The organism is Streptomyces sp. NRRL F-5630 (assembly GCF_000719475.1).
Classification (GTDB): Bacteria; Actinomycetota; Actinomycetes; order Streptomycetales; family Streptomycetaceae; genus Streptomyces.
The window spans coordinates 1-25918 of the sequence record NZ_JOGO01000078.1 but is presented as its reverse complement, the minus strand read 5'-3'; the positions used below and the strand labels follow the sequence as shown (position 1 = coordinate 25918).

At 73.0% G+C, this 25918-nt stretch carries 18 protein-coding genes; 5 read left to right on the top strand and 13 right to left on the bottom strand.

What is annotated here, in order from left to right:
• The coding region (locus IF99_RS0125965) for a cytochrome P450 (protein ID WP_234340855.1) at window positions 1-1102 on the top strand (1102 nt) is incomplete at its 5' end.
• Between the two features lie 85 nt (window positions 1103-1187).
• Here IF99_RS0125965 and IF99_RS0125960 read toward each other — a convergent pair.
• From IF99_RS0125960 to IF99_RS0125930, 7 genes are all read right to left on the bottom strand, one after another.
• Complete coding sequence (locus IF99_RS0125960; RefSeq protein WP_030999966.1) at window positions 1188-2894, bottom strand: ABC transporter family substrate-binding protein; 1707 nt, start codon at window positions 2892-2894, stop codon at window positions 1188-1190.
• Window positions 2891-5206: an ABC transporter ATP-binding protein gene (locus tag IF99_RS0125955; protein ID WP_030999965.1), complete on the bottom strand. Its 2316-nt coding sequence runs from the start codon at window positions 5204-5206 to the stop codon at window positions 2891-2893. The genes IF99_RS0125960 and IF99_RS0125955 overlap by 4 nt, the downstream gene beginning before the upstream one ends.
• Complete coding sequence (locus IF99_RS0125950; protein WP_030999963.1) at window positions 5203-6159, bottom strand: ABC transporter permease; 957 nt, start codon at window positions 6157-6159, stop codon at window positions 5203-5205. Before IF99_RS0125950 ends, IF99_RS0125955 begins: the two co-directional genes overlap by 4 nt.
• A 1-nt stretch (window position 6160) precedes the next feature.
• A complete protein-coding gene (locus IF99_RS0125945; RefSeq protein WP_030999961.1) occupies window positions 6161-7144 on the bottom strand; it encodes an ABC transporter permease in 984 nt (327 codons plus the stop codon).
• A 477-nt stretch (window positions 7145-7621) separates the two neighbouring features.
• Entirely contained in the window at window positions 7622-8830 is a 1209-nt protein-coding gene (fahA, locus tag IF99_RS0125940; protein WP_030999959.1) for a fumarylacetoacetase, read from the bottom strand.
• Window positions 8827-9681: a hypothetical protein gene (locus tag IF99_RS0125935; protein WP_030999957.1), complete on the bottom strand. Its 855-nt coding sequence runs from the start codon at window positions 9679-9681 to the stop codon at window positions 8827-8829. The genes fahA and IF99_RS0125935 overlap by 4 nt, the downstream gene beginning before the upstream one ends.
• The gene (locus IF99_RS0125930; protein ID WP_030999955.1) at window positions 9678-10880 is read right to left on the bottom strand and encodes a homogentisate 1,2-dioxygenase; all 1203 of its coding nucleotides are present in this window, start codon (window positions 10878-10880) and stop codon (window positions 9678-9680) included. Before IF99_RS0125930 ends, IF99_RS0125935 begins: the two co-directional genes overlap by 4 nt.
• Before the next feature lie 286 nt (window positions 10881-11166).
• Here IF99_RS0125930 and IF99_RS0125925 point away from each other — a divergent pair, with 286 nt between their 5' ends.
• Window positions 11167-11910, top strand: a complete 744-nt coding sequence (locus tag IF99_RS0125925; RefSeq protein ID WP_030999954.1) for an IclR family transcriptional regulator — start codon at window positions 11167-11169, stop codon at window positions 11908-11910.
• Between the two features lie 60 nt (window positions 11911-11970).
• A complete protein-coding gene (locus IF99_RS0125920; RefSeq protein ID WP_199806564.1) occupies window positions 11971-12201 on the top strand; it encodes an antitoxin in 231 nt (76 codons plus the stop codon).
• 206 nt (window positions 12202-12407) lie between these two features.
• Here the strand turns inward: IF99_RS0125920 and IF99_RS0125915 are convergent, their stop codons facing one another.
• From IF99_RS0125915 to glgX, 6 genes are all read right to left on the bottom strand, one after another.
• Window positions 12408-13037, bottom strand: a complete 630-nt coding sequence (locus IF99_RS0125915; protein ID WP_234340854.1) for a hypothetical protein — start codon at window positions 13035-13037, stop codon at window positions 12408-12410.
• On the bottom strand, window positions 13034-13807 hold the full coding sequence (locus IF99_RS0125910) for a MerR family transcriptional regulator (RefSeq protein ID WP_030999948.1): 774 nt from the start codon (window positions 13805-13807) through the stop codon (window positions 13034-13036). The genes IF99_RS0125915 and IF99_RS0125910 overlap by 4 nt, the downstream gene beginning before the upstream one ends.
• 234 nt (window positions 13808-14041) lie before the next feature.
• Window positions 14042-16726 carry a DUF6493 family protein gene (locus IF99_RS0125905; RefSeq protein WP_030999946.1) on the bottom strand — a complete coding sequence of 895 codons (2685 nt, stop codon included), beginning with the start codon at window positions 16724-16726 and terminating at the stop codon, window positions 14042-14044.
• Complete coding sequence (locus IF99_RS0125900) at window positions 16723-18144, bottom strand: SWIM zinc finger family protein (protein ID WP_030999945.1); 1422 nt, start codon at window positions 18142-18144, stop codon at window positions 16723-16725. The genes IF99_RS0125905 and IF99_RS0125900 overlap by 4 nt, the downstream gene beginning before the upstream one ends.
• A 386-nt stretch (window positions 18145-18530) precedes the next feature.
• Window positions 18531-20948, bottom strand: coding sequence for a malto-oligosyltrehalose synthase (treY, locus tag IF99_RS0125895; protein ID WP_030999943.1), 2418 nt, complete (start codon window positions 20946-20948; stop codon window positions 18531-18533).
• A gap of 220 nt (window positions 20949-21168) precedes the next feature.
• Window positions 21169-23286, bottom strand: a complete 2118-nt coding sequence (gene glgX, locus IF99_RS0125890) for a glycogen debranching protein GlgX (RefSeq protein WP_030999941.1) — start codon at window positions 23284-23286, stop codon at window positions 21169-21171.
• Between the two features lie 497 nt (window positions 23287-23783).
• Here glgX and IF99_RS0125885 point away from each other — a divergent pair, with 497 nt between their 5' ends.
• Window positions 23784-25025, top strand: coding sequence for an SAV2148 family HEPN domain-containing protein (locus tag IF99_RS0125885; RefSeq protein WP_037827610.1), 1242 nt, complete (start codon window positions 23784-23786; stop codon window positions 25023-25025).
• 120 nt (window positions 25026-25145) lie between these two features.
• Window positions 25146-25865, top strand: coding sequence for a 3'-5' exonuclease (locus tag IF99_RS0125880; RefSeq protein WP_030999937.1), 720 nt, complete (start codon window positions 25146-25148; stop codon window positions 25863-25865).
• The last annotated feature ends 53 nt before the right edge of the window (window positions 25866-25918 follow it).

Genomic DNA, 25918 nt, shown 5'->3' with positions numbered 1-25918 from the left:
AGCCTGGAGCGGCGGGGAAGGGGCGGGCGGGGGCCTCGGGCCCGTGGCCGCCCCGGGGCGCCTTCCGCGCAGTCACGTCCCGGCCCTCGCCTCGCTCGCCGCCCGCGTCGCACGCGACCCCGCCCCCTACTACCGGCTCCTGCACCGCGAGCCGGGGCCCGTGCGGGTCCCGGGCACGGCGGGTGGCGGTGACGGGATCTGGCTCGTGGGCCGCGACGCGGACGTACGCGCGGCGCTCGCCGAACCGGGGCTCGTGGCGGACGCGGGGACGGGGGACGTGCCGGGACTGGTCGACGGGGCGGGACTCGTCGCGGGGGAGGGGCGAGCCGAGGGGGCGGGGCGCGCTGAAGGGGCGGCGGCAGGGCCCGTCGCGGGGATGATGCTCGCCTCCGCCGACGCGCCGCCGCCGCACGTGGCCGGGGTCGTCGCGCGGGCCGGGCACGTCCTCGCGGGGCGGCTGGGCTCGCGCGCGGGCGCCGACCTCGTGCCGGAGTTCTGCGACTGGCTGCCGGCCGTCGCGCTCGGCGCCGCGCTCGGCCTCCCGTACCGCCGCACCGAGGCGTTGCGCCGCTGGTGCCGGGCCGGGGGCCCCGCACCGCTGCCGCTGCCGGACGCGCTCGCGGTACGGGCGCGGGGCGCCGAGCGCGCCACCGCCTACGCGCTCGCCTCCCTCCTCGGCGCGCTCCTCACGCGCCCCGCTCAGCTCACGGCGGTACGGGACGAGCCCGCGCTCATCGACGCGGTGTGGGCCGAGACGCTCCGGCACGATCCCCCCGCGCCGTACCTGGTGCTGCGCGCGCACGACCCCGTTCGGCTGCCCGGCGGGGCGGTGGCGGCAGGGGAGCGGGTGCTGTGTCTGCTCGGCGCCGCGGGGTGGGACCCGGCCGCGTACCCGCACCCGGGGCGCTGGGACCCCTACCGGGCGGGGCGCCCCCCGGTGCCCGCCCACCCCTGGCCGGGTCTCGGGCTGCTGACGGCGCGGTACGGGCTGCCGCCGCTGCTCGGGATGCGGGGGCTCGCGCTGGCGCCCGGGTTCGCGCCGCGAGCGGTCGGGGTGCGGGTGCGGGGGCCGAGGCGGCTGCTGGTGCGGCTCGGCGGATGAGGACGCGGCGCGGCCCCGCCGCACGGGGAGTACGGCGGGGCCCGCGGCGCGGACGCCGACCGTCCCCGCCGGTGCCGCTTCGGAGTTACTTCTTCTGCCAGCCGATCAGCTCGGGCGGGCCGATGACCCCGTAGTTGCCGAAGAACTGGCCGGCACCGTAGTTGGTGAGGCCCTTCTTGACGGCCCAGATCGTGGGACCGTTGTGCGTCGGCATGATGCCGTACGTCTCCATGGCCTTCTTCTCGACCTCTTCACCGGTCTTCAGCTGCTCGTCCAGCGTCGGCAGGTTGGTGACGGCCTGGATCTCCTTGTCCATGCTCTTCGGCACGGAGCGGGAGAGGTTGAGCTGCGAGTCGGAGCAGTACACCTGGCAGATGTAGAGCATCCCGTTCGGGTCGCTGGAGGTGAAGCCCAGGCCGAAGATGTCGAAGGAACGGTCGGTGATGATCTTGTTGAAGTCCGCCGACGGACGCGCGTCGATGTTCAGCTTCACACCGATGTTCTTCATCATCTGGGCCAGCGCGGTGGCCCTCGCCTTGATGGTGGCCCGGTCGCTGACGGTCGGGAAGCTGACCTCCAGCTTCTTGCCGCCCTTCTCCCGCACCCCGTCCGGACCGGCCTTCCAGCCGGCCGCGTCGAGGTCCTTCTTCGCCTGCTCCGGGTCGAACTTGACGAGGCTGCCGAAGACGTCCTTGTACCCCTTCTGGAAGGAGTAGAGGTTGATCGAGCCCGGCAGGTCCTCGGTGTAGCCCATGCCCTGGAAGGCGATCTTCGCGTACTGCGCGCGGTCGATGCCCTCCATGAGGGCCTTGCGGACGGCGACGTCCTTCAGCACGGGCGAGGTGCTGTTGAACATGAGGATGTTGTTCGTGGTGTCGGTGCCGCGGCGCACCTCGGTGCCCTTGACACCCTTCACCTGGTTGAGCGCCTCGCCCTCACGGACCTCGACGGCGTCGATCTGCCCGTTCTTGAAGGCGTTGATGCTGGCGCTGTCCTCCATCTGCACGTAGGTGAGCTGGTCCAGCTTCGCCTTGGCGCCCCACCACTTGGGGTTGGGCTTGTAGGTGATCGTGCCGCCCTTGGCGTCGAACTTCGTGAGCGCGTACGGCCCCGCGCCCCACTCGGGGTGCGGCTTGCCCAGGTACGCCTTGTTGAAGGCGTCGGCCTTGGCGATGTGCGGGTTGAGCGGGTTGTAGAAGAGCGACTTCCAGTACACGAACTTACCTGTGAAGGTGACGATCGCTTCCTTCTCGTCCTTGCCCTTCTTGACCGAGGCGATGCTGGAGTAGCCGTCGCTGGAGCTGACGACGAAGTCCTTGTCCTTGCCGCTGAGCGCCTTCCAGGTGTCCCGGAACATGGTCCAGTCCATGTCCTGGCCGTCGTTCCACTTGGCCTTCGGGTTGATGTCGTACGTGACCTGGGTCTTGCCGCCGACCGTCGCCTCCTTGACGTCGGTCAGATAGTCCTTGTTGAAGGTGATGTTGCCCTTCGGGTCGTTGAAGGACAGCTGCGGCATGTAGAACCACGAGATCCGCGAGCCGTACACCGTCGAGTTGCCGTGCAGGGTGTTGAGCTGGTCGGGGATCTCCGCGACCGGCAGCGTCATCTTGCCGCCCTGCTGGATGTTGCTCGCGGGCTGCGGGTTGTACGACGTCAGCACGCCGGACTCGCTGGTGGCGCCCTTCTCGTCCTTCTTGCCGTCGGAGTCGCTGTCGCTGTCACTCCCGCAACCGGAGAGGACGAGCGAAGCGGTGGCGGCGAAGGCCACCGCGCTCAGAACGAGCTTTCTCATGACTGCCTTTCGGTGGGTACGTCGGCGGACGTGGTCAGGTCCGCCGGTGTCATGTCCGCGAAGTGGCACGCGGAGGAGTGGTCCGGGGTGGCCCGTTCCGTCAGTTCCGGGGTGATGTCCAGGCACTGCCGCTTGCGCGACTCCGGCAGCGTCAGGTGCAGCGGGCACCTGCTGACGAAGCGGCAGCCGGGGCTGTCGTCGGTCGGGCTCGGAAGGTCGCCCTTGAGCAGGACGCGCTCCCGGCTCCGCTCGGCGACCGGGTCGGGCAGCGGGATCGCGGAGAGGAGCGCCTTGGTGTACGGATGGCTGGGGTGGTCGAAGACCGCGTCGATGTCCCCGGTCTCGACGATCCGTCCCAGGTACATGACCGCGACGCGGTCGGAGATGTGGCGCACCACCGACAGGTCGTGGGCCACGAAGAGGTACGAGAGCCCCAGTTCGGCCTTCAGGTCGTTGAGCAGATTGATGACGCCCGCCTGCACCGAGACGTCGAGCGCCGAGACCGGCTCGTCGAGCACGAGCAGCTTGGGCTTCGTGGCGAGCGCCCGCGCGATGCCGATGCGCTGGCGCTGACCGCCCGAGAAGGCCGCGGGGAAGCGGTCACGGTGCTCGGGGTCGAGGCCCACCAGCTCCATGAGCTCCCCGATCTGGCGGCTCAGGTCGTCCTTGCCGTGCCCGCCGACCGCGCGCAGCGGCTCGGCGAGGATGTCGAAGACCGTCATACGGGGGTCCAGGGCGCCCATCGGGTCCTGGAAGACCATCTGCATCTCGCGGCGGACCGCGCCGATCTCCCGCTTGCTCCGCAGGTCCGCGGCGTTCTTGCCCGCGACGGAGATGCTGCCGCGCTCCGGCGGCTTGAGCCCCATGATCTCCAGGAGCGTCGTCGTCTTGCCGCACCCCGACTCGCCCACGAGGCCGAGGGTCTCGCCCTCGCGGATGTCGAGGTCGATGCCGTTGACGGCGAAGACGGTGCCGACCTTCCGCTTGAGCAGACCGCCCTTGGTGAGCGGGAAGGTCTTGGTCAGCCCGGAGAGTTCCAGTACCTTCGGGCGCTCCTCGCGCGGCACGGCGGCGGCCTCGGGCTCCCGTACGGCCGGGACGGGGAAGACGGGCTCACCATCGATGGTGCCGTCGCTGATCTCCCCGGCACGACGGCAGGCCACGGAGTGCACGGCTCCGGGGGTCTCGACGGAGGGGGCCTCACCGGCTGGGGCCCGAACGGCAGGGGGCTGAACGGCGGCGGAGCCGCTCGCCTTGCCGCCGCCTGCTTCGCCGCCGATCGTCGGCCGGTCACCGCTCGCCGGTTGGCCACCGCTCGCCGGCTGGTCACCGCTCGCCGGTTGGGCACCGATCGCCAGCAGCTCCGGCTCCGCCGCCCGGCACGCGTCCGCCGCCACCGGGCACCGCGCGGCGAAGGGGCACGCGTCCGGGAGGTCCACCAGGAGCGGTGGCGTTCCGGGAACGGGCGTCAGGGCGTCCCTGGCGCGGTCGTCCAGACGGGGTATCGCGCCCATCAGGCCGATGGTGTACGGCATCCGGGGACGCGCGAACAACTCGTCCACCCCGGCGCGTTCGACCGGCTTGCCCGCGTACATGACCATGACGTCGTCGGCGGAGCCCGCCACGACCCCCAGGTCGTGCGTGATCATGATGACCGCGGCCCCGGTCTCGCGCTGGGCCGTCTTCAGCACGTCGAGGATCTGGGCCTGCACGGTCACGTCGAGCGCCGTCGTGGGTTCGTCGGCGATGATCAGGTCCGGGTCGTTCGCGATCGCCATGGCGATCACGGCGCGCTGCCGCATCCCGCCGGAGAACTCGTGCGGGAACCCCTTGGCGCGCCGCTGCGGGTTGGGGATGCCGACCAGGTCGAGGAGTTCGACGGCCCGCTTCCAGGCGGCGGCCGAGGAGATGTCCTGGTGGATCTGGAGCGCCTCGACGATCTGCGCGCCGATGCTGAAGATCGGCGTCAGCGAGGACAGCGGGTCCTGGAAGATCATGCCGATGTGCTTGCCGCGCACCTTCGACATGGCCCGGTCGTCGAGCGCGAGGACGTTCTGCCCGTCGAGCGCGACCTCGCCCGTGACCGAGGCGTACTCGGGGAGCAGTCCCATGACGGCCATCGAGGTCACGGACTTGCCCGAACCGGATTCGCCCACGATGCCGAGCGTCCGGCCCCGGTGCAGGTCGAAGGAGACGCCGCGCACGGCGTCCACGCGGCCCGCCTCCGAGGGGAAGCTCACCCGCAGGTCCCGCACGGACAGCAGCGGTTGCCGCGTGTCCGTGGGTTCTGTGAGGATGCTCTGCTCGGTCATGCGCGGCCTCCGGACTGCGAGGTGGGGTCGAGGGCGTCCCGCAGGCCGTCCCCGATGAGCGCCATCGCGACGGTGAGCAGCACCACGAGCAGGGCGGGCATGTAGAACAGCCAGGGAGCGGTGGACAGGGTGCCCTGCCCGTCGGCGAGCATCGCGCCGAGCGACACGTCGGGCTGCTTGACGCCGAATCCGATGAAGGACAGGGCTGTCTCGGACTGCACGGTCGAGGCCACCCCGAGCGTGAACGTCACGATGAGCAGCGAGCCGATGTTGGGGACGAGGTGGCGGACGATGGTGCGCATCGGGCTGACGCCCATGAAGCGCGCCGCCATCACGTACTCCCGCTCGCGCAGCGAGGTCGCGAGGGACCAGATCACGCGCGCCGTGAGCATCCACCCGAAGATGGTGAGGACGACGACGAGGACCTTCCAGTCGCCCCGGTAGTGCGTGCCGACCAGCGCGATGATCAGGAAGGAGGGCAGCACGAGCAGGAAGTGCACCACGGCGAGCATGACCCGCTCGACTTTGCCGCCGAAGTACGCGGCGGTGGTGCCGAAGAGGCCCGCGATGACGGTCGTCAGGAGCGAGACGACCACGGCGATGATCATCGAGCGGCCGAGGCCGTGCACGAGCTGGGCGTAGGTGTCGTTGCCCGCGCTGTTCGTGCCCAGCAGATGACCTGCCTCGCCCGGGGAGACCTTGAGCGCCGCGAAGTCCGCCTCGGTGTAGTTCCAGTGCGTCAGGAACCGGCCGAAGACCGCGAAGAGGGCGAGGAGGACGAAGAGGACGAGCCCGATGAGCGCGCCCTTGTTACGGGCGAATCGCCGCGCGTAGAGCTTGAACGGCGAGATGCGCTTGCCGCTCGTGCCCGCCCGGCGGGGCTCGGGCGCGGCGGTCTCGCCGGTACGGGCCGCTTCGGCGTCGGGACCGACGCCCGGCATGTTGATGGCCATGTCAGCTCACCCTGATCCTGGGGTCGAGAGCCACGATGACGAGGTCGGAGAGGATCGCGCCGACAGCCGTCATGAGCGCGCCGAACGCGGCGACGGCGACCACGCCGTGCACGTCGTTCGTGCTGATCGTCCTGCTGAAGTACTCACCCATCCCGTGCCAGGCGAAGACCGTCTCGGTGATCACCGCGCCCGTGAAGAGCGCAGGCATCGCGAACGCGACCTGCGTGGCCACGGGAATGATCGAGGTCCGCAGCCCGTGACGGTAGATGGCCTGCTTCCTCGTCAGCCCCTTGGACCGCGCGGTGCGCACGTAGTCGGAGTTGATGTTGTCCAGGAGCAGGGACCGCTGCAACAGGTGGTAGCTCGCGTACGAGATGAACGTCAGCGAGATCGTCGGCAGGATCGCGTGCACCGCGCGCGAGCCGAGGGTGTCGAAGAAACCCGAGACATCCGGGTCCTGCGCCCCGGCGACGGGCAGCAGGGTGCTGCCGAGTTGCTCGTTGAGCGTGATGGCGAGGGCCACGACGCCGAGCGAGGCCACGGCGGACGGCGTGTTGAAGGAGATCACCGAGATCCCCTGCCACACCCGGTCACCGGTTTTGTACTGGCGCGAGGCGGTGTAGACGCCGAGGGCGATCCCGATGACGACCGCCAGGACCGTCGAGGCGATGACCAGCTCGCCGCTCACGATGATCCGGTACGCCACCTGGCTGTTGACGCTGCCGCCCGTCGGCGACTGGCCCCAGTCCCAGTGGGCCACGATCCCCGTGATCCAGTCCCACCACCGGTCCATGAGCGGTTTGTCCGGGTTCAGGTTGTACAGCGACAGGGAGTGGTTGATCTGGGCTGGAGTTCGAGGCGGTCGCAGAGCGGTGTAGTTCGACGCGGGCTTCAGGAAGGCGTTGGCGAGGAAATACGTGAGGTTGGTCGCGACGACGATCATCAAAAACCAGCCGACTGCTTTGCGGGCGATGTAACGCAGCACTGCTAGCCGGCCTTTCGTAAGAGCGCTTCGGCGCACGCCCCGGACGCGGGGGCCCGGGGCGTGGTCGGGTGGGGTGACCGGGTGACGGTTCGCGCGTGCTCGGAGGGGACGTGCGAAGGGCCAGGTCAGAAAATGATTGGTGCGCGACAGCTCCGGCGTACGACACTGGTGCCAACTGACGGGATGGCGCCGGTGGTCGAAGCCGGAGTGAGCGGTGCGCCGGGCATAAAGCGACAACCTCGCGTGTGAGTCGAGCAGTTCAGGGCGGCCGTGCGATGCGGGCGGCGCTGCTGCCGACGATTCCAAGTGGCGAGATGTCGCGTCAAGATTCCGCAGGTCGCGATCAGGTCAAATTGCAGGCGCGCACCACTCATTCTTGGCGAAATCTCCGCCTCCGGTACGGAAACGCGAGGAAAACACCGGAAGCGAGCACTCCGGTTCCGCCACGACTGTCCGTTATGCGGACGCTCGCGATCGCTAGTCGGTCACCGCGGGCAGGATCTTCCCGGTCACTTCGCCGAAGCCGATCACCGTGCCCTCGGCCCCCGGGGCCGTCGCCGTGAGCGTCACCTCGTCGCCGTCCTCCAGGAACGCGCGGCTCGTGCCGTCCGCGAGCTTCAGCGGTTCCTCGCCGCCCCACGTCAGCTCCATGAGGCAGCCCCGCTCCCCGGGCTCAGGACCGCTCACCGTGCCCGAGGCGTAGAGGTCCCCGGTGCGCAACGAGGCGCCGTTGACCGTCATATGGGCCAGCATCTGCGCCCCCGTCCAGTACATCGCCGAGAAGGGGGGCCGCGAGACGGGCTGCCCGTTCAGGCGGACCTCCAGGCGCAGGTCCAGACCCCAGTCCTCCGTCTCGCGCAGGTACGGGCGCAAGGCGTGGGCCCGCTCCGGGGGCCTCACACGCGCCGCTTCCAGAGCCTCCAGGGGCACGACCCACGGAGACACGGACGTCGCGAAGGACTTGGCGAGGAAGGGTCCGAGCGGCACGTACTCCCACGCCTGGATGTCGCGCGCCGACCAGTCGTTGACGAGGCACAGGCCGAAGACGTGCTCCGCGAAGGCGTCGGTGCCGACCGGCGTGCCGAGCGTCGAACCCGTACCGACGACGAAGCCCACCTCGGCCTCGATGTCGAGCCGCGCCGAGGGCCCGAATCCGGGCGGCCCGCCCGCGGCGTCCGGCTTCTTCTGGCCGCACGGCCGGACGACGGGCGTGCCCGAGGCGACGACCGTGCCCGCACGCCCGTGGTAGCCGATCGGGAGGTGCTTCCACTGCGGCGTGAGCGGTTCGGCGCCGGGCCGGAACATGCGGCCCACGTTCGCCGCGTGGTGCTCGGAGGCGTAGAAGTCGACGTAGTCGGCGACCTCGAAGGGGAGGTGGAGCGTCACCGCGTCGAGCGGGTGCAGGTGCGGCGCCACGGCCGCGCGGTGGCGGGAGTCGGTGAGGAGCGCGGTCAGCTCGGCACGCACCGCCGTCCAGCGGGCGCGGCCCTGCGCGAGGAAGGGGTTGAGCGCGCCGTGCGCGAAGGTGTCGTCCCCGAGCACCGCGGCGACGTCGAGGACATGTGCGCCGATCGCGACACCGACGCGCGCCCGCGTGTCCCCGGCGGGCGTGAACACGCCGTAGGGGAGGTTCTGGAGCGGGAAGGGGGAGCCCGCGGGCACATCGGCCCAGGTGGCGGCGGTCATACGGGGATCTCCTGGTACGTGTCGGGGACGCCGAACAGGTCCGCTGCCTGCCGCAGCGGGGTCGAGGTGCTGCACGAGCCGTACGAGACGAGCAGCCGGCGCGAGGCGCGGGCGCCCGCGTCACCGAGCGCGTGCGCGCGCCGGGCGAGCCGCTGCGCGTCCTCGGTCTCCAGGACCGCGGTCACCTCGCCCGTGGTCGCACCCCCGGCAGCGGCAGCGGTGGCGAGCAGCAGGTTGAGGTAGCCGTGGTGGCGGAAACCGGTCGCGGGGGCGGTGTGCCGCACCGCCTCGTGCAGCCCCGCCGTCGCCTTGAAGGGTACGCGCGCGCGGGCACAGGCCACGATCCAGGCGGCGACCTCCGGCGCCGTCGGGAACAGCTCCGCGCGGACACCGCCGCAGCGCAGCTTGGCGCCGACGGGCCGTTCGAGCGCGCCCAGCGCGGAGAGCAGCGGTTCATGGGCGGCGCGCTCCGCGGGTTCCGCGAACACCGGCACGTCACCCGGCAGCGCGTCCAGTGCCTCGCGCAGCCCGCCGGGGAACGCGGCGAGCGGCACCTCGACGAGTGCGAGCCGCAGCCGCGGATCGGCGGCGATCGCCGCGCGGTCGGCGGCGAGGCCCGCCGCGCCCCGGTCCGCGATGAGCCCGAGCGCGAGTGAGTCGCCCGGCTCCAGGCATTCCCGCAGCTCGGCGAGGCGGCTCGCCGGCACGAGGAAGCGGTGCGTGAGCAGCGGGTGGCCCGCGGCGAGATCGGCGCGGTGGCGGGCGAGCGCGCGGTCCATCGGGAGCGCGGTCGGCGGGAAGAGTCCCGCGTCGTCGACGAGCGCGGCGAGCAGCGCTGCGGGCACGGTCACGACCGCGGCCCCCGCCCCGCCCAGGTCCACGCGTACGTCCCGTCGTCGCTCGCGCGCCCGCCCTCCCCCAGTTCGAGGGGCCGGAAGGTGTCGACCATGACGGCGAGTTCGTCGAAGGACTCCACGCCGATCGAGCGCTCGTACGCGCCCGGCTGCGGCCCGTGGCTGTGCCCGCCCGGGTGCAGCGAGACCGAGCCCTGCCCGATCCCCGAGCCCTTGCGCGCCTCGTAGTCGCCGCCGCAGTAGAACATCACCTCGTCGCTGTCCACGTTCGAGTGGTAGTACGGCACCGGGATGGACAACGGGTGGTAGTCCACCTTGCGCGGCACGAAGTTGCAGATGACGAAGTTGTTCCCCTCGAAGACCTGGTGCACGGGCGGCGGCTGGTGGACCCGGCCGGTGATCGGCTCGAAGTCGGCGACGTTGAAGGTGTACGGGTACAGGCAGCCGTCCCAGCCGACGACGTCGAAGGGGTGCTCGGCCTGCGTGAAGCGCGTCCCGACGACCTCCCCGCCCGCACCCCGGTGCTTCACCAGGATCTCGACGTCCTGCCCCCGGCCCTCGGCCAGTTCCGTCGGTCCGTGCAGATCGCGCTCGCAGTACGGAGCGTGTTCGAGGAGCTGCCCGTACCGCGAGAGGTAGCGCGAGGGCGGCGCGATGTGGCTGTTGGCCTCGACGCAGTAGACGCGCAGCGGCTCGTCCCCCTCGGGCAGCCAGCGGTGCGTCGTCGCGCGCGGCAGCACCACGTAGTCCCCGGCGCGCGCGGTGAGCGGTCCGAAGACGGTCTCGACGACCGCGCGGCCCGACTCGACGTACACGCACTCGTCGCCGAGCCCGTTGCGGTACAGCGGCGAGGGGGCGCCCGCCACCGCGTACGAGATCCGCACGTCGCCGTTGCCGAGCACGAGCCGCCGCCCCGTCACGACGTCCGCGTCCCGCCAGCGCTCGCCCTTGACGAGGCCGTGCAGGGCGAAGTGCCGCGGCAGGAGCGGGTGGTTGGGGACGGTGCGCTGGTCGGGCAGCTCCCAGACCGTCGAATCGGTGATCGCGGAGGGGAGGTGGCGGTGGTAGAGGAGCGAGGAGTCGGACGAGAAACCCTCCTCACCCATCAGCTCCTCGTAGTACAGGCCCCCTTCGGGGGTGCGGTGCTGGGTGTGGCGCTTGGGGGGAATGTCGCCGAGGGCGCGGTAGTGGGGCACGGGGTCTCCTCTCGCCCGGGTGCGGGCGCTCTGCCGGTGCGGCTCGTGCGGTCGTACGAGCAAGGCGTGCGGTCGTACGAGCAGGCTTCCCCCTCCTGGCGCGCAGGGTCGCCGTGGTGTCACCCGGACGGGGCGGCAATGCGGTGCGGGTCGTGCGGGACGGCGCGGTGTCGCACCGAGGTGTTGCGATTATCGAGACGCGCGGGATTGAATGTTGCAACACTGTGCGGAGCCGGGCCGGGCCCCGTCAAGGGTCAGGGCCGAAAGAGGCGGGCGAGGGGGCCGGATGACGGCGCGTGAGGCGGACGCGGGGCGGGAGGGCGTGCCCGCGCGCCGGGCGGACGGGGCGCAGACGCTGGAGCGCGGGCTCGGCGTGCTGCGGATGCTCGCCGAGGCGCCGCACGGGCTGCGCGCCTCCGAGGTCGCCGCCGCGCTCGGGGTGCACCGCTCGATCGCGTACCGGCTGCTCACCGCGCTGACCCGCAGCCACTTCGCCGCGCGCGACGCCGCCGGGCGCTACCGCGTCGGCGTCGCCTTCTACACGCTCGCGCAGCGCGCACGCCCGCCGCTCGTCGACCTCGCGATGCCGGTGCTGCGTGACCTCGCCGTCGAACTCGGCGCCACCGCCTGCCTCGTGGTCCCCGACGGCGCGCACGCCGTCGCCGTCGCCGTCGTCGAACCCCCGGGCCCGGGGCCGCGGTTCTCGTACGGCGTCGGCAACCGCGACCCGCTCGACCGCGGCTCGGCGGGGCTCGCGCTGCTCTCGGCGGGGGAGCCGCTGCCCGGCGAACCGCTGCGCGTCGCCGAGGTCCGCGCGCGTGGCTGGGCGATCACCCACGAGGAGGTCACGCCCGGCACGATCGGCGTCGCCGCCCCCGTGCGCGTCCCCGAGCCCGCCGACCCGGCGGCCATCAACGTGATCACCCACCGGCGGTCCGTCGCGGAGCGCGCCGTCCCCCTGGTCGTGGCGGCGGCGAGGCGGATGGAGGAGGTGCTCGCGGGGGAGGATGGGGACGGGACCGTGGGATGATCACGGTCCTCGCGCGAGCCGAGCGCGGGAGCCGATCGCGGAGACGACAAGGAGCCCGGAATGCCAGGTCTGTTCGACAATCTGAAGAACTTCAAGGAGAAGGCCGAGGAACTGGCCGGGGAGCACAGCGAGAAGATCGCGGGCGGCCTGGAGAAGGCCGGCGACTTCATCGACGCCCGCACGGACGGCAAGTACAGCGAGAAGATCGACACGGGTGTCGACAAGGCGCAGGACTTCGTGGAGAAGCTCGCCGAGAAGCAGAGGGCGGACGAGAAGCACGCCGAGGACTGAGACGGCGGGGCGGGCGGGCGGCGGCGGCCGGGCCTCGCGCGGCGGCCGGGCGGGACGGGGCGGCCGGGCGGGACGGGGGAGCGCGGCGCCCGTGGGCCCGGGCGGATCGCGAGAGCGTGACCTTGGCGCGGGGGCACCGCAGGGGCCGGGCGGTACGCCCGAGCGAGGCGCGGGGCGACGGCCGGAAGGCCCGCCCGCCCGCTCACTCACGGACCCGGCTCGGCCGACTCCCGTATCCGGCGCCAGGCCCGTGCCACCTCCACCGCGTTCTCCGCGTGGAAGCGGAAGGCACGGGCCTCGGCGGGCCTCCCCAAGGGGCGGGTGAAGGCGAGGGGTTCGGTCAGTTCCACGGTCAGCGTCGTCATCCCGCCGACCGGGAGGTCCGCCATGCCCGAGGGGCCCACCGCGCCGAGGCGCGCGTCGGGGAACGCGCGGTCCGCGCGGAGAGTCGCGACGTGGGAGGCCGGGACCGTGATGTCGAGGAGCGGCCCGTAGCGCAGGCGCAGCGAGCCGTCCGACCTCAGGACGTGCTGGCGCACCACGCACGAGGCGTGCAGGGCGAGGACGTACCAGCAACCCCACAGGTCCACGACGAGCGTCAGCGCGTGGAGCCACGGCCAGGGGATGACGACCGCGAGCGCGACCGTCTCGGCGACGGCGACGAAGAGCAGGCCGTACATCATCGCGGCCTGCGCGGGCGCGTACGGGGCGGCGAGGTCGTCCCCGCCGACGCCGTCCGGGCCGCGGCGGCCCACCCAGCGCACGAGGCCGCGCCACAGCGTGAGTTCGTGACCCACGAGGCGGCGCACGGGGCGGGGGAGAGGGGACCGTCTCACGGCGTGCGCTCCTTCAGGAGGCTGATCACGCGGCGCAGCACCGCCGCCTGGGCGGGGGGAGAGCCAGCGCAGACGGCGTCCAGGAAGTCGCCGGTGGCCGGGGGGTCCGCGACGGGGAGGCGCGCGGGAAGGAGGGCGACCAGGTCCCTGGCCGTCTCCTCGACACGCGGGTCGTCGGGCGCGGCACTCGCCAGCTCGTCGAGGCGCGCGTACAGCGCGTACACGCGGCGGGTGGTCTCCGGGTCGGTGGTGAAGGCCCCGGCGAGCGGGCCGAGCCAGTCGCCCGAGGCGGCGGCGGAGGTGTCGAGCAGGGCGAGGAGGCGGCGGTCGAGCGCGACCGATTCGGGCTCGGGGCCCGGCAGGTGCGCGGTGGCGCGGTCGAAGTCGGCGAAGAGCGCGGCGAGCGCGGGCGAGACGGGGGTCTCGGGCGGCAGACCGCCGTCCGCGTCCGCCTGCGCGAGGAGATCCCGCAGCCGGGCGCGGCGCCCCTTGATCGCCTCCTCCTGGCGCGCGAGGTCGGCGTCCAGCTCGGCGAGGATCTCCGCGAGGTCCTTGCCCGCGTCGTCGGCGAGCACGTCCCGCACCTCGTCGAGGCTCAGGCCCAGCGCCGTCAGCCGCCGCACCCGGGCCAGCTCGGCGGCGTCCCGCAGGCCGTACTCGCGGTAGCCGTTGGGCTGCCTGGCCGGCTCGGGCAGCAGGCCGATCCGGTGGTAGTGGCGGACGGCCCGGGTACTCACCCCGGCCACGGCGGCCAGCTCTCCGATACGCATGAGGCCAGTAGAAACCTTGTCGTAGCGACAAGGTCAAGCCGAGGCGGGGCTCGTGAGCGGGGTGGGCACGGGGGGTGAGGGACAGCGGAACGAGCACCGGCGCCGGGTCTCCGTCGGCCCCCGGTGGGCGGCTGGCGACGTGGAGGAACCGCAGGACAAGCCCAGCCGGCAACCGCCGCACCTCCTCGTGCGAGACCCCGCGGAACCCCCCGATCCGGTCCCCACCCCCCTCACTCAGGCGTCGCGGTTCAGCGCCGCCCTGAGCCGCGACGCCTGCTTGATCAGCTGCGATGACCCCTTGCGCGCCGCCAGTTCGTCGATCTCCGGTATCGCGCCACGGGCCCCGGACCGCTCCGCGCAGTCGGCCGCGAGCGTGAGCAGAGCGCCGGCGGCGGGTGCCGGTTCTCCTGCCAGGAGCCCGGGAAGGGCGCCCGAGAGCACCGCCCACACCGTGGCGTACGCACCGGTGTGCGCCACTTCCCGCAGCGCTGCCACGACCCGCTTCAGTACGAGGCGGCGCAGGCCGGTCAGCTCGGCGATGTCCCGGCCGAGCCCTTCCGCGTCGAGCAGTCCGCGAGCAGCCAGCACGAGCATCGCGTCCACCGCGAACAGCCGCTCCTCGGCGCGCCGCGCCCCGAGCCCGTACGCCACCATCAGATGGGTCGCGGGCCCGGCCGGGCCCCCCGACTCGGCCAGCGCGGGCAGCACGGACACACCCTGACCGATGTGGTCGAAGTCGGCAAAGGACGAGAAGGCCGACAGCATCCGCGCCGCGATGATCTCCCGGTGCTGGGGCAGGACGGCCAGGGCCTGCGGGGAGCACTGCCCCTCGCCGCCGCACGTGCACGGAGCGCCGATGGGGTCGTGCGCGCCGAGCAGCGAGCGGAACGGCTCGGCGTAGTCCTCGTGCCCGGGTAGGGCCTCGGTGCGCACCAGCACACCGGGACGGGGGGTCCTGAGCCTCACCCGCTCGGTTTCCCGGGAGAGGGCGGGATCGGGCAGGCCCCCCGAGGCGAGCCAGGTGGCCAGCCGCCGCCCCGCCGGGGAGGTGAGCCGCTCCGCCGCGGCCCGCGCTTCGAGCGGCACCTCACGGTCCAGCCGCAGCAGCGCTTGGTCGAGGTCCGCCGGACCGGGCTCGGTGCCCGAGTCCTCGTACGCGGCGAGCCGGGCCGCCAGCTCCGCCGGGTCGATGGTCCCCGTCGTCCAGGTGGGCGTGGCCAGCAGGAACGGCAAAGGGTCTCCGAGCTCCAGCCGCGCCCCGATCTCGGCCGCGCGGCTGAGGCAGACGGACCAGATCGCCGTGTGCGGGCACTGGTACTCCTGGAACCGGAAACGGAGGGCGCCCAGGCCGGACTGGACGCGGAGGGTGCGCGCCTTCTCCGCCGCGGTCTCCCCCATGACGAACATGACGACGGCTTCGAGCGCTTGCGCGAAGACGTTCTCGCTCAGCCACGCGGCGGGCTCCCGGTGCGCCGCGACGACCGGTTCCAGGGCCGCGCGGAGTCCCGCCAGGTCGGCGTGAGCGTGGACCACGAGGCTGTTCAGCGCCCGCTCCTCCTGCGCCGGGGTGCCCTTGCCGCGCAGCAGCGCGACGACCTCCTCGGCGAGCTCGGCAGGGGCGAGCGGCGCGGGATCCAGGCGCTCGGGGTCCGGCACAGGCGGCAGGACGTCGCCCCCTTCGGCGGGCGACGGCTCGGCCTCCTCGGCGGCCACCGCGCCGCCGAACGCCGCGACCGCGCGTTCACGCAGGTCGGAGGGGAGCAGCCGGGTGCTCGCCGCCAGTTCGGCGAGGACGGCGTCGCCGGCGTGCTTGCGGTGGCGGACGGCCAGGGCGAGGGCCTTGTCCTGGAGGCTGTGCTCCTCCTGGGCGAAGGCTTCGACGGCCACCGGCAGCAGCTCGTCCGTCACGGACGGGTCGCGCTTGATCGCCTTGTCGAGCATGGAGAGCTGGGCGCGCACGATCTTCTTCTCGGACCGGAACAGGGCGGCCCTGGACGCCTCGATGAGGTGCTCGGTCTCCAGTTGGCCCGCCGCGTCGAGTTCGGCCAGCGTCTCCTGGGCACGGGTGGCCGCCAGCGAGTGCCCGCCGGAGAGCATCCGTACCCAGGTGAGGGTCTGGGCCGCCCGCTCGTCGGCGGTCAGGTCCAGGGCGGTCAGCAGGGCGAGGAAGCCCTTCACAATGCTGAGCCGGCCCCCGCGCAGCAGCCGCGACAGACAGCCTTCGACCAGCATCTCGCGGCTGAGCAGTCCTTCCCGGGAGAGCGCGGCGAGCGCGTCGGGCCACCCGGGGTCGGAGTCCCAGCAGTACTGGAAGGTCGACCCGGCCTCGTCCACCTCGAAGAGCCGGGGGACGGCCGCTTGCAGGAACGGATCGTCCCTCAGCATCTCCTTGATCGTCTTGCCCCGTTCCGGGATGTCCCTCTCCCAGCCGAGGATGAAGCCGTCCGTCGTCGGCGGCTCGCAGCCGGCGCTCAGCGACAGCCGCTTGATCAGCCCGTACTCCCACCCGCCGACGGTGCGGCGCTCCGCCAGCCGGCGCGCCACCTCGGCCAGCCACTCGGGGGCGCGGTCGCTCAGCACGCCGACGACCGCCTGGGGATTCCCGTGCCCGGCCCACCACAGATCGCGGCTCGTGATCCACTGGACCGCCGCCGCCGCGCTGGTGCAGCACCCTGTCCCTGCGAGCAGCAGGCCCTGGCGCACCAGCAAGTGCCCCTCGTCCCGCCAGAGTTCCGGGGTGTCCTTGCGCCACTGCTTGAGCACCGGCAGCGCTTTCCGCCGTTCGGCGTCGGTCAGGGGGCCGACCAGCTTGGGGACGTCCTCGACGCGGCCCTCGCGCACCGCGTCCAGCAGCACGCGGATGCCTGCCGCGGTCCCGTCGGGTATCCGGTAGTCGGGGAAGTCGTGGGTGAAGGTCATCGGGTGACTCCGGTCGGGGCGTCGGCCTTGTCCTGGGCGGTGGTCGTACGGGGCGCGGCCGCGCGGCGGGCGATACGGACGGCGAGGGCGTGCTTGCACGGGCCGCGTCCGCCGCGGTATTCGGCCCACCAGCGGCAGGTGCAGGTCAGCCGCCCTCCGGCGGACCGTACCCGGTGGCTGTGGTCCTCGACGGTGACGGTGGCCGTCTCGCCGTCGAGGCGCACCGCGCCCACGTCGACGAGGGCACGGGCCGCGCGCAGCCGGGGGTTGTCCCGCTCGGCCCGTCCGGCCTCGTACGGCAGCTCCCGGTGGAAGTACGCCGCCTCCGCCGTGTCGTAGCCGATACGCCCGGCCGTGCCGAGGCGGGTGAGCGCGGCTCGCACTCGCTGCGGGGTCAGCCCTGACTGCGCGGCGAGGTCGGAGATGTCGACGACGGGGTCCCAGGCGAGCAGCACGGACACCAGGTCGGCGTCCTCGGCCGACTCGTCCGCCGCCAGGGCGTCGAGGACGCCGCCCTCGCCGGAGAAGCCCCGTGTCGTGTCCGGGGACAGGGTGAGGGTCAGCCGCATCCCGGGGAGCCCGATCTCCCACGCGCTCGCCACCGGGCGGCTGTCCGCCGTGACGGCCGGGCCGTGGATCCGCAGCCCCGTCGCGTGCCGCAGCACGCGGGCCAGCGCGGTCAGCCGCTCGGGCCCGGGCAGGCACACCGCGCCGGGCACCGGCCGGGTGGTGGCGCGCAGCGAGCGGCCCGCCGGGACGACCCAGCGCGCTCCCTTGGAGGCGCCGCGGGTGCTGCTGGGGCGGGGCAGCGCGCGGAGGAAACGCACGGCCTCGGCTGCGGGGAGTTCGGCCCGCAGGTCGAAGCCGGAGGCCATCACCTGGGTCTCGGCGAAGCCGCGCAGCCAGCGTTCGGGCAGCGGCACCTTCTTCTCCACCACCGGCCCGTCGAAGGTGGTGACGGTCATCTCGTCGGGCCCGACCTCCAGACGCAGCGGATCGCCCGCGCCCACCCGCATCAGGGCATCCCGCAGCGGGATGTTCACGTCGACGTTGGTCGTGCCGTACCCTATGTCGCCGCCGTCGAGGGCGGCACCCAGCATGTCGAGCCGCGCGTACACCCCGCAACAAGCGGAGAACGACTCGAACCTCAGCCGGTCCCCGTTCCCGGTGACGACCGGGTCGCGCCAGTGGTCGAGCTTCGGCTGGTAGTAGCGGGCGGCGGCTATGTCCGCCACGCACAGCAGTCCCGCGGCAGCGGCCTGGGGGTCGGTCAGGAAGCCGCTGAAGAACCGCGGGTGGGCTTCCTGCCCGGCCGGGGTGGCACCGCCGGAGGTCTCCAGACCGATGCTCCGGCCCTCTGCCGCGCGGTGCACGGCGGAGGGCCGGAGATAGGTGTACGTCTGCGCCGTTCTCGTCATGGCCGAGATGCTAGGAGCCACCACTGACACTCCGCCGAGGTGCGCGCCGGGCCGGACACCTCAGCAGGCCGAAGACCGCGATCGCCTCGTCCACGGCCAGGTGCCGCGTCATGACGGCCGACGCACCCCGGGTGACCATCCGCCGGGGCTCGGCGAGGTCGGCGACCGAGCGGGCGCGCGCGCCGAGGAGACGTACCGGGACAGCCCCCGCAAGCGGCCACGGCGGAGAGGCGCCGGGGCACTCGGGTACCGCCGCCCCCGGGACGCCGGGGCGCCGGGGTGTGGGCACCGGGGTTCCGGGTCGCCGGGGCGGCGGTGGTCCAGACCGTAGGGAGTCCCGGCCCGGGGCGTCAACGAGAGGGGACGGGACTGGCGGGAAATGACGGTCAGCCGGTACGCACGAGGAGGGCGACAGGGCGCCCGGCGAACAGCTCCGCGCAGGCGACTCCGCCCTCGTAGGAGCGTTCCCCGGCCGCCTCGCGCCAGCGGCCCGGCGGCAGTGTCAGGACCGTCCCGTTCCAGCCACCCCGCTCCGCGAGCCGCGCCGAGAGCCGCGTGACGGCGGTGAGGACGCGGTCCGAGCGGACGAAGGCGAGGCAGTGGGACGCCGCGGGACCGCTCGCGGGCAGCGGCGCGTACGCCGCGTCCTCGCCGAAGCACTCGGGGCGCGCGCGGCGCAGCCGCAGCGCGGCGGCGGTCAGGGCGAGCTTCTCCTCGGGCAGATCGCGCGGCGCGCGGCCCTCGTCGAGCGCCCGCAGCGCCTCCCACACATCCGGCGGCGTCCGCCTGTTGTCGGGGTCCACGAGCGTCCGCGACTCCGTCTCCGTGCCCTGGTAGACGTCCGGGACGCCCGGCATCGTCAGGTGCAGGAGCGCGCCGCCGAGGACGTTCGCCCGGATGTACGGGGCGAGTTCGGCGCGCAGCTCGGCGAGCCGGCCGCCGAGCGGCCCGCACGGCCCCGCCGCGACGAAGCGCCGCACCTCCTCCTCGTACGCGCCGTCCTGCTCCGTCCACGACGTGCGCAGCCCCGCCTCCCGCACGTGCTTGAGCAGGGCCCCGCCGAGCCGCTCCGCGTCGGCGGTCCCGAATCCGAAGGCGAGCTGCCAGGCCGCCCAGCCGAGATGCGGATCGGGCGCCGGGCAGACGTCGGCGGCCTCCGCGAGGAACGCCCCCCAGCGCTCGGGCACCTCGCTCAGCACCGCGAGCGCCGCGCGCACGTCCGCGCTGCGCTTCGTGTCGTGCGTCGAGAGCACCGTGCCCGTCAGCGGCCAGTCGCGCTGCACGCGCCCGCAGTACGCGTGGAAGACGTCCGGCGAGAGCGCGGGCGCGCCCGGGTCGCCGCCCACCTCGTTCACCGAGAGCAGCGGCACGTACCGGTAGAAGGACAGGTCCTCGACGGACTTCGCGCGCAGCGCCGACGCGGTCTGCGCGAACCGGGCCCGGAACGCCTCGTACGCGGGACCGTCACCGCGCCCGCCGAGCGCCAGCTCCCGTACCAGCGCCACCGTCTCCGCCTCCTCGGGCACCGCGAAGACCGCCGACGCCTCCTCGGCGGCCCGCACCGAGAGCACCTCCTCGGGCGCGGCGCCCGCGTCGCGCGCCGGGTAGGGGCGGTAGACGGGGACGCGCACGAGGAGTTCGCGCAGCGCGGTGCGCAGCGCCCACGGCGCGTGGTCCCGCAGCGCGACGTCCTCGCGCGCGATGCGCGCCGCGTACCGCACGAGCGTCTCGACCTCGGCGGCGAGGTCGTGCGTCACGACGCGGTACGCGGCGGCGCGTGCCGTCGCCTCCCAGTCGCCGCCGCGGGCCTCGGCGGGCGCGGCGAAGGCCCGGTAGCGCGTGAGGAGTTCGCCGTGCCCCGCCGGGTCGGTGAACACGCCGTCGATGTGGCGCAGCGCGTCGTACCCCGTGGTGCCCGAGACCGGCCAGCCCTCGGGCAGCGCCTCGCCGTCCGCGAGGATCTTCTCGACGACGGTCCAGTGCCCGCCGGGCACGGCCTGTGCCGCGCGCTCCCCGAGGAGCCGCAGATAGCCGCCGGGGTCGGCGAGCCCGTCCGGGTGGTCGACGCGCAGGCCCTGCACGGCTCCCGCCGCCATGAGATCGAGGACGAGGCCGTGGGTGGCGGAGAAGACCTCCGGGTCCTCCTGCCGCACCCCGATCAGCTCCGAAATGGTGAAGAAACGGCGGTAGTTCAGCTCGGTACGGGCCAGGCGCCACCACGCGAGCCGGTACCACTGCGCGTCGAGCAGTTCGTCGAGCGGCAGGTGCTCGGTCCCCTCCCGCAGCGGGAAGGCGTGCTCGTGGTAGCGCAGCTCGCCGTCCACCACGGTCAGTTGGTCCCGCACGTCCGCGAGCCGGCCGCCGAGGACCGGGAGCAGGAGCCGTCCGCCGCCGCCCTCCCAGTCCAGGTCGAACCAGCGCGCGTACGGCGACCGCGGCCCCTCGCGCAGGACGTGCCACAGCGCGCGCGTGTGCCGGGGCGAGGCGGCCATGTGGTTGGGCACGAGGTCGAGCACGAGACCGAGCCCGTGCTCGCGGGCCGTCGCGGCGAGCGCGAGCAGCCCCGCCCGGCCGCCCAGCTCCTCGCGTACCCGGGTCGGGTCGGTCACGTCGTAGCCGTGCTCCGAGCCCGGCACGGCCTCCAGGACGGGCGAGAGGTGCAGGTGCGAGACGCCGAGCGAGGCGAGGTAGGGGACCAGTTCCGCCGCGTCCGCGAAGCCGCGGCCGGGCGTGAGCTGGAGCCGGTAGGTCGCGGTGGGCGGGGCGAAGACCGCTTCGGGGGCGGGGGGCGAGTCGGAGGTCATGGGGGGTTGTGTACCCACGTGGCGGGCGAGTGTGTCATGGGGACGCGCGGACGGATGAACCGCACGGGTGAACGGAACGGGCGGGAGCCCGGTGGACGGCCGTGGCGGTGGGGTGCGGGACGGCTGACAGGGACGGCGGGGCAGGGGGCGGGGCGCCGCGCGATACCGGTCGCCCCGTGCCCGTTCCCCCGCCGCCCCGCCCCCGTACTCCGCCCGTGCCTCACGCGGGCCGCTGGAGCACCACCATGCTGCGGTCCCTCAGCTCGATCCGCTGGCCCGCGCCCGCCTTGACGCCCGTGCCCGGCGGGAGGCCGTCCGCGCGAGAGGTGTCGACGACGACCTGCCACTCCTTGCCGTGGTTGACGGGGATGACGAACTCCAGGTTCTGCGGCGAGGCGTTGAACATGAGGAGGAACGAGTCGTCCTGGATGCGCTCGCCGCGCGGACCCGGCTCCGAGATCGCGTTGCCGTTGAGGAAGACGGTCATCGCGCTCGCCGTCGCCCCGTCCCAGTCGGCCCGCGTCATCTCGCCGCCCTCCGGCGTGAACCACGCGATGTCGGACAGCTCGTCGTGCGTGCCCTCGACGGGGCGGCCGTGGAAGAAGCGGCGACGCCGGAAGACCGGGTGGTCGCGGCGCAGCCACACCATCGCGCGCGTGAACGCGGCGAGGGCCGTCTCCTCGCCCTCGTCCTCCGGCCACTTCACCCACGCCAGCTCGTTGTCCTGGCAGTACGCGTTGTTGTTGCCGCTCTGCGTGCGCCCGAACTCGTCGCCGTGGCTCAGCATCGGCACGCCCTGCGAGAGCATGAGCGTCGCGAGGAAGTTCCGCATCTGGCGGCCCCGCAGCTCGTTGACCCCCGGATCGTCGCTCTCGCCCTCGGCGCCGCAGTTCCACGAGCGGTTGTGGCTCTCGCCGTCCCTGTTGTCCTCGCCGTTCGCCTCGTTGTGCTTCTCGTTGTACGAGACCAGGTCGCGCAGCGTGAAGCCGTCGTGGCACGTCACGAAGTTGATCGAGGCGAGCGGGCGGCGCCCGTCGTCCTGGTAGAGGTCCGAGGAGCCGGTCAGGCGTCCGGCGAACTCGGCGAGCGTGCGCTGTTCCCCGCGCCACAGGTCGCGCACCGTGTCGCGGTACTTGCCGTTCCACTCCGTCCACATCGGCGGGAAGTTCCCCACCTGGTACCCGCCCTCGCCGACATCCCACGGCTCCGCGATGAGCTTCACCTGGCTGACCACCGGGTCCTGCTGCACGAGGTCGAAGAAGGACGAGAGCCGGTCCACCTCGTGGAACTGCCGCGCGAGCGTCGCCGCGAGGTCGAAGCGGAACCCGTCCACGTGCATGTCCGTGACCCAGTACCGCAACGAGTCCATGATCATCTGGAGGACGTGCGGGGACCGCATGAGCAGCGAGTTCCCCGTGCCCGTCGTGTCCATGTAGTACTTCGGGTCCTCGGTGAGCCGGTAGTACGAGGCGTTGTCGAGGCCCCGGAAGGAGAGCGTGGGCCCGAGGTGGTTGCCCTCGGCGGTGTGGTTGTAGACCACGTCGAGGATCACCTCGATGCCCGCCTCGTGCAGCGCCCGCACCGCCGACTTGAACTCCAGGACCTGCTGGCCCCGGTCGCCCCACGAGGCGTACGTGTTGTGCGGGGCGAAGAAACCGATCGTGTTGTAACCCCAGTAGTTCGCGAGCCCCGCGTCCGCGAGCCGGTGGTCGTTGACGAACTGGTGCACCGGCATGAGTTCGAGCGCGGTCACGCCCAGCTCGGTCAGGTGCCCGATGATCGCGGGGTGCGCGAGCGCCGCGTACGTGCCGCGCAGCTCGTCGGGCAGGTCGGGGTGGCGCATCGTCAGCCCCTTGACGTGCGCCTCGTAGAGGACCGTGCGGTGGTAGTCGGTGCGCGGCGGGCGGTCGTCGCCCCAGTCGAAGTACGGGTTCACGACGACGGAGGCCATCGTGTACGGGGCGGAGTCCAGGTCGTTGCGCTTGTCGGGCGCGCCGAAGTGGTACCCGTACACCGCCTCGCCCCAGTCGATCGACCCGCTGATCGCCTTCGCGTACGGGTCGAGGAGGAGCTTCGCCGCGTTGCACCGCTGCCCGCGCGCGGGCTCGTACGGTCCGTGCACGCGGAAGCCGTAACGCTGCCCCGGCATCACCCCGGGCAGATACGCGTGCCGGACGAAGGCGTCGGACTCGCGCAGTTCCACCGCGCTCTCCGAGCCGTCGTCGTGGAGCAGGCACAGCTCGATACGGTCGGCGGCCTCCGAGAAGACCGCGAAGTTCGTCCCGGCGCCGTCGTACGTGGCACCGAGCGGATATGCCTCACCTGGCCAGAGCTGCATGAACTCGACTCTTCCGTTTCCGGCCCGGGGGAAGGGCCACCATGGGCCCGAGTCTCCCGGAAGAGGGGCCACTCCCGTAGGACTTCTGTCCCGCCGGGGCCGCTACCACACCGACGTACGAACGGAGGCGGGCCGCGACAGCGGGCGCCGCAGTGACCCGACCATGGGAAAGGCGTCAAGACCCGCGCAAAAAATTCAGCCTGACGAGCGAACATGGCGCATTCGGTGCGGCCCCGCCCCGGACCGCGTGGACCCGCCCCGGCCTGTACACCGCCGGCCCGGTGATCACCACCAGCCCTCCCCGCCCCGCTCACCCCGCCTCCGCCCCCCGTCCACGCCGCGTCCGCACCCGCGCCGGGACCGTTTCGGGGGGCGCGCGAGGGGAAGGGGAGCCATGGCCTCCGGCTGCACCCGGGCCCCCGTCCGGAGTAGTCTTCCTTGATCGTTGAACAGGGGCGACAAGCGTCGCGGAAGTGGGACGAAGGGGCGGTGTGCGGGTGTCGGGAGGTCTGGAGCTGCCACCTGGCGAAGGCGGCGGCGCGGAGGGCTCCACGGCGGACAGCCCGCCCCCGCCGGCCCCGCTCACGGGCACCGTGGACGTCTCCCCGCAGATAGGCCCCGAGCTGGACTGGGGCCCCAAGGAGTGGGAAGAGGTCCGCACCAGGGCCCAGCGCGCGGGCCGCGTCTACGTGTGGCTCAATCTCGTCGAACAACGGCTGCGCGCCGTCGTCGCCGCCGTACTGCGCCCCGTCTACGTACCGGTGCACGGCGAGGACTGGGTCACGGCCGCCGCCGGGCCCGCCGGGCAGGAGTGGGTGCAGCGCGCCATCGCGGTGCGCGAGGTCAGCCGCCGCAAGGGCTACCTCCTCGACCCCGCCGACGACAACGTGCTCAGCTTCCTGACGCTGCCCCAGCTCCGCGAACTGATGGTGAGCCACTGGCCCTGCTTCGAGCCGTACTTCGACGACCGCAGGGACGTCGAGCTGGCACTCGACGAACTGGAGGTCGCGCGCAACGTCGTCTCGCGCAACCGCGCCCTCAACCCGAGCGTCCTCGCCCAGGCCGAACGCGCCTCGGGCCGGCTCCTCGACATGCTCTCGGCCGGGACCGGCATCCCCTCCTCCCGCCGCCTCCCCGTCGACGCCGTCGAGGACCTCGTCGGCGACCGGTACGCGGACGTCGTCGCCGTCCACGCCGACCGCGTCCGCCTCCTGCGGCAGTTCCCCGCCGAGGACCTCTTCGCCCGGGCCCGCAGGCTCGACGCGATGGGCATCGGCCTCAACCTCCTCGTGCAGAACTTCTCCGGACGCCGCCTCGTCCGCCTCGCCGAGGAGGGCTGCCGCACCCGGCTCCTCTTCCTCAACCCCGCGAGCAGCGCCGTCAAGCGCCGCGAACGCGAACTCGGCCTCAAACGCGGCGAGATGAGCCGCAGCGTCGAGATGAACATCCTCCACATGCGGCGCGTACGGGCCCGGCTGCGCGACCCCGGCGCCTTCGAGATACAGGTCACCGACGAGACCCCCCGCTCCAACGCCTACCTCGTCGACGGCGATACGGCGGACGGCGTCGCCGTCGTCCAGCCGTACCTGCGCCGGGCACGGGGCATGGAGTCCCCCGTCCTGGTGCTCCGGGGCGGCGGGCGCCTCGTGCGCGGGGCCGCCGGAGGCGAGGGTGGTCTCTTCGAGACGTACCGCGAGGAGTTCGAGACCGCGTGGACGGACGCCCGGCCGGTGTCCTGAGGGGTCGTCGGAGAGGGCGAACCGGGGTACGGGGGCACTGTCACAGGCGCGTGCGAGGGTGGGAACCACGCGGCGCCCGGACGGGGGGACACGTCGCCGAACCTGCCGAGGGAGACACATATGACCTGGTACGAGGGGCCGCTGACCGGTTTCGACCTGGAGACCACGGGCACCGACGTCGAGCACGACCGCATCGTCACCGCGGCGGTGATACGCCTCGACGCCTCGGGAGCGGTCGCGCACACCCGTACGTGGCTGCTCGACCCGGGCGTCGAGATCCCCGCCGAGGCCACCGCGATCCACGGCATCCCCACCGCACGCGCCCGCGCCGACGGCGTCCCCGCCCGGGGCGCGGTCGCCGAGATCACCGAGGCGCTGGCCGCCGGACTGCGCGCGGGCACTCCGCTCGTGGTGATGAACGCCCGCTACGACCTCTCGCTCCTCGACCGCGAGTGCCGCCGCCACGGCCTGCCCGCACTCGCCGAACTGCTCGGCACGGAACCGGCCCCGGTGATCGACCCGCTGGTCCTCGACAAGCACGCCGACCGCTACCGCCGGGGCAGCCGCGTCCTGGCCGCCCTGTGCGCCCACTACGGCGTCCGCCTCGACGCAGCCCACGACGCCCGCTCCGACGCCCTCGCGGCCACGCTCCTCGCCCGCAGCCTCGGCGCCCACCACCCCACCCTCGGCACCCTGCCCCCCGCCGACCTCCACCGCCTCCAGGTCGACGCGGCGGCCCGCCAGTCCGCGAGTCTCCAGGAGTACCTGCGCCGCACGAAGCCGGACGCGGTGGTAGAGGGGGCATGGCCGGTGATACCGCGTCAGCGGACGGCTGCTTGAGGGGGCGGGCGAGGAGCGTGTGGGGGTGGGGCGGCTCAGTCGGAGCCGTAGGG

Bases quoted from the DNA above. Each gene is read 5' to 3' on its own strand.
- IF99_RS0125960 (WP_030999966.1), bottom strand. From the start codon at position 2,894: ATGAGAAAGCTCGTTCTGAGCGCGGTGGCCTTCGCCGCCACCGCTTCG.
- IF99_RS0125955 (WP_030999965.1), bottom strand. From the start codon at position 5,206: ATGACCGAGCAGAGCATCCTCACAGAACCCACGGACACGCGGCAACCG.
- IF99_RS0125950 (WP_030999963.1), bottom strand. From the start codon at position 6,159: ATGGCCATCAACATGCCGGGCGTCGGTCCCGACGCCGAAGCGGCCCGT.
- fahA (WP_030999959.1), bottom strand. From the start codon at position 8,830: ATGACCGCCGCCACCTGGGCCGATGTGCCCGCGGGCTCCCCCTTCCCG.
- IF99_RS0125925 (WP_030999954.1), top strand. From the start codon at position 11,167: ATGACGGCGCGTGAGGCGGACGCGGGGCGGGAGGGCGTGCCCGCGCGC.
- IF99_RS0125920 (WP_199806564.1), top strand. From the start codon at position 11,971: ATGCCAGGTCTGTTCGACAATCTGAAGAACTTCAAGGAGAAGGCCGAG.
- IF99_RS0125910 (WP_030999948.1), bottom strand. From the start codon at position 13,807: ATGCGTATCGGAGAGCTGGCCGCCGTGGCCGGGGTGAGTACCCGGGCC.
- IF99_RS0125905 (WP_030999946.1), bottom strand. From the start codon at position 16,726: ATGACCTTCACCCACGACTTCCCCGACTACCGGATACCCGACGGGACC.
- IF99_RS0125900 (WP_030999945.1), bottom strand. From the start codon at position 18,144: ATGACGAGAACGGCGCAGACGTACACCTATCTCCGGCCCTCCGCCGTG.
- treY (WP_030999943.1), bottom strand. From the start codon at position 20,948: ATGACCTCCGACTCGCCCCCCGCCCCCGAAGCGGTCTTCGCCCCGCCC.
- glgX (WP_030999941.1), bottom strand. From the start codon at position 23,286: ATGCAGCTCTGGCCAGGTGAGGCATATCCGCTCGGTGCCACGTACGAC.
- IF99_RS0125880 (WP_030999937.1), top strand. From the start codon at position 25,146: ATGACCTGGTACGAGGGGCCGCTGACCGGTTTCGACCTGGAGACCACG.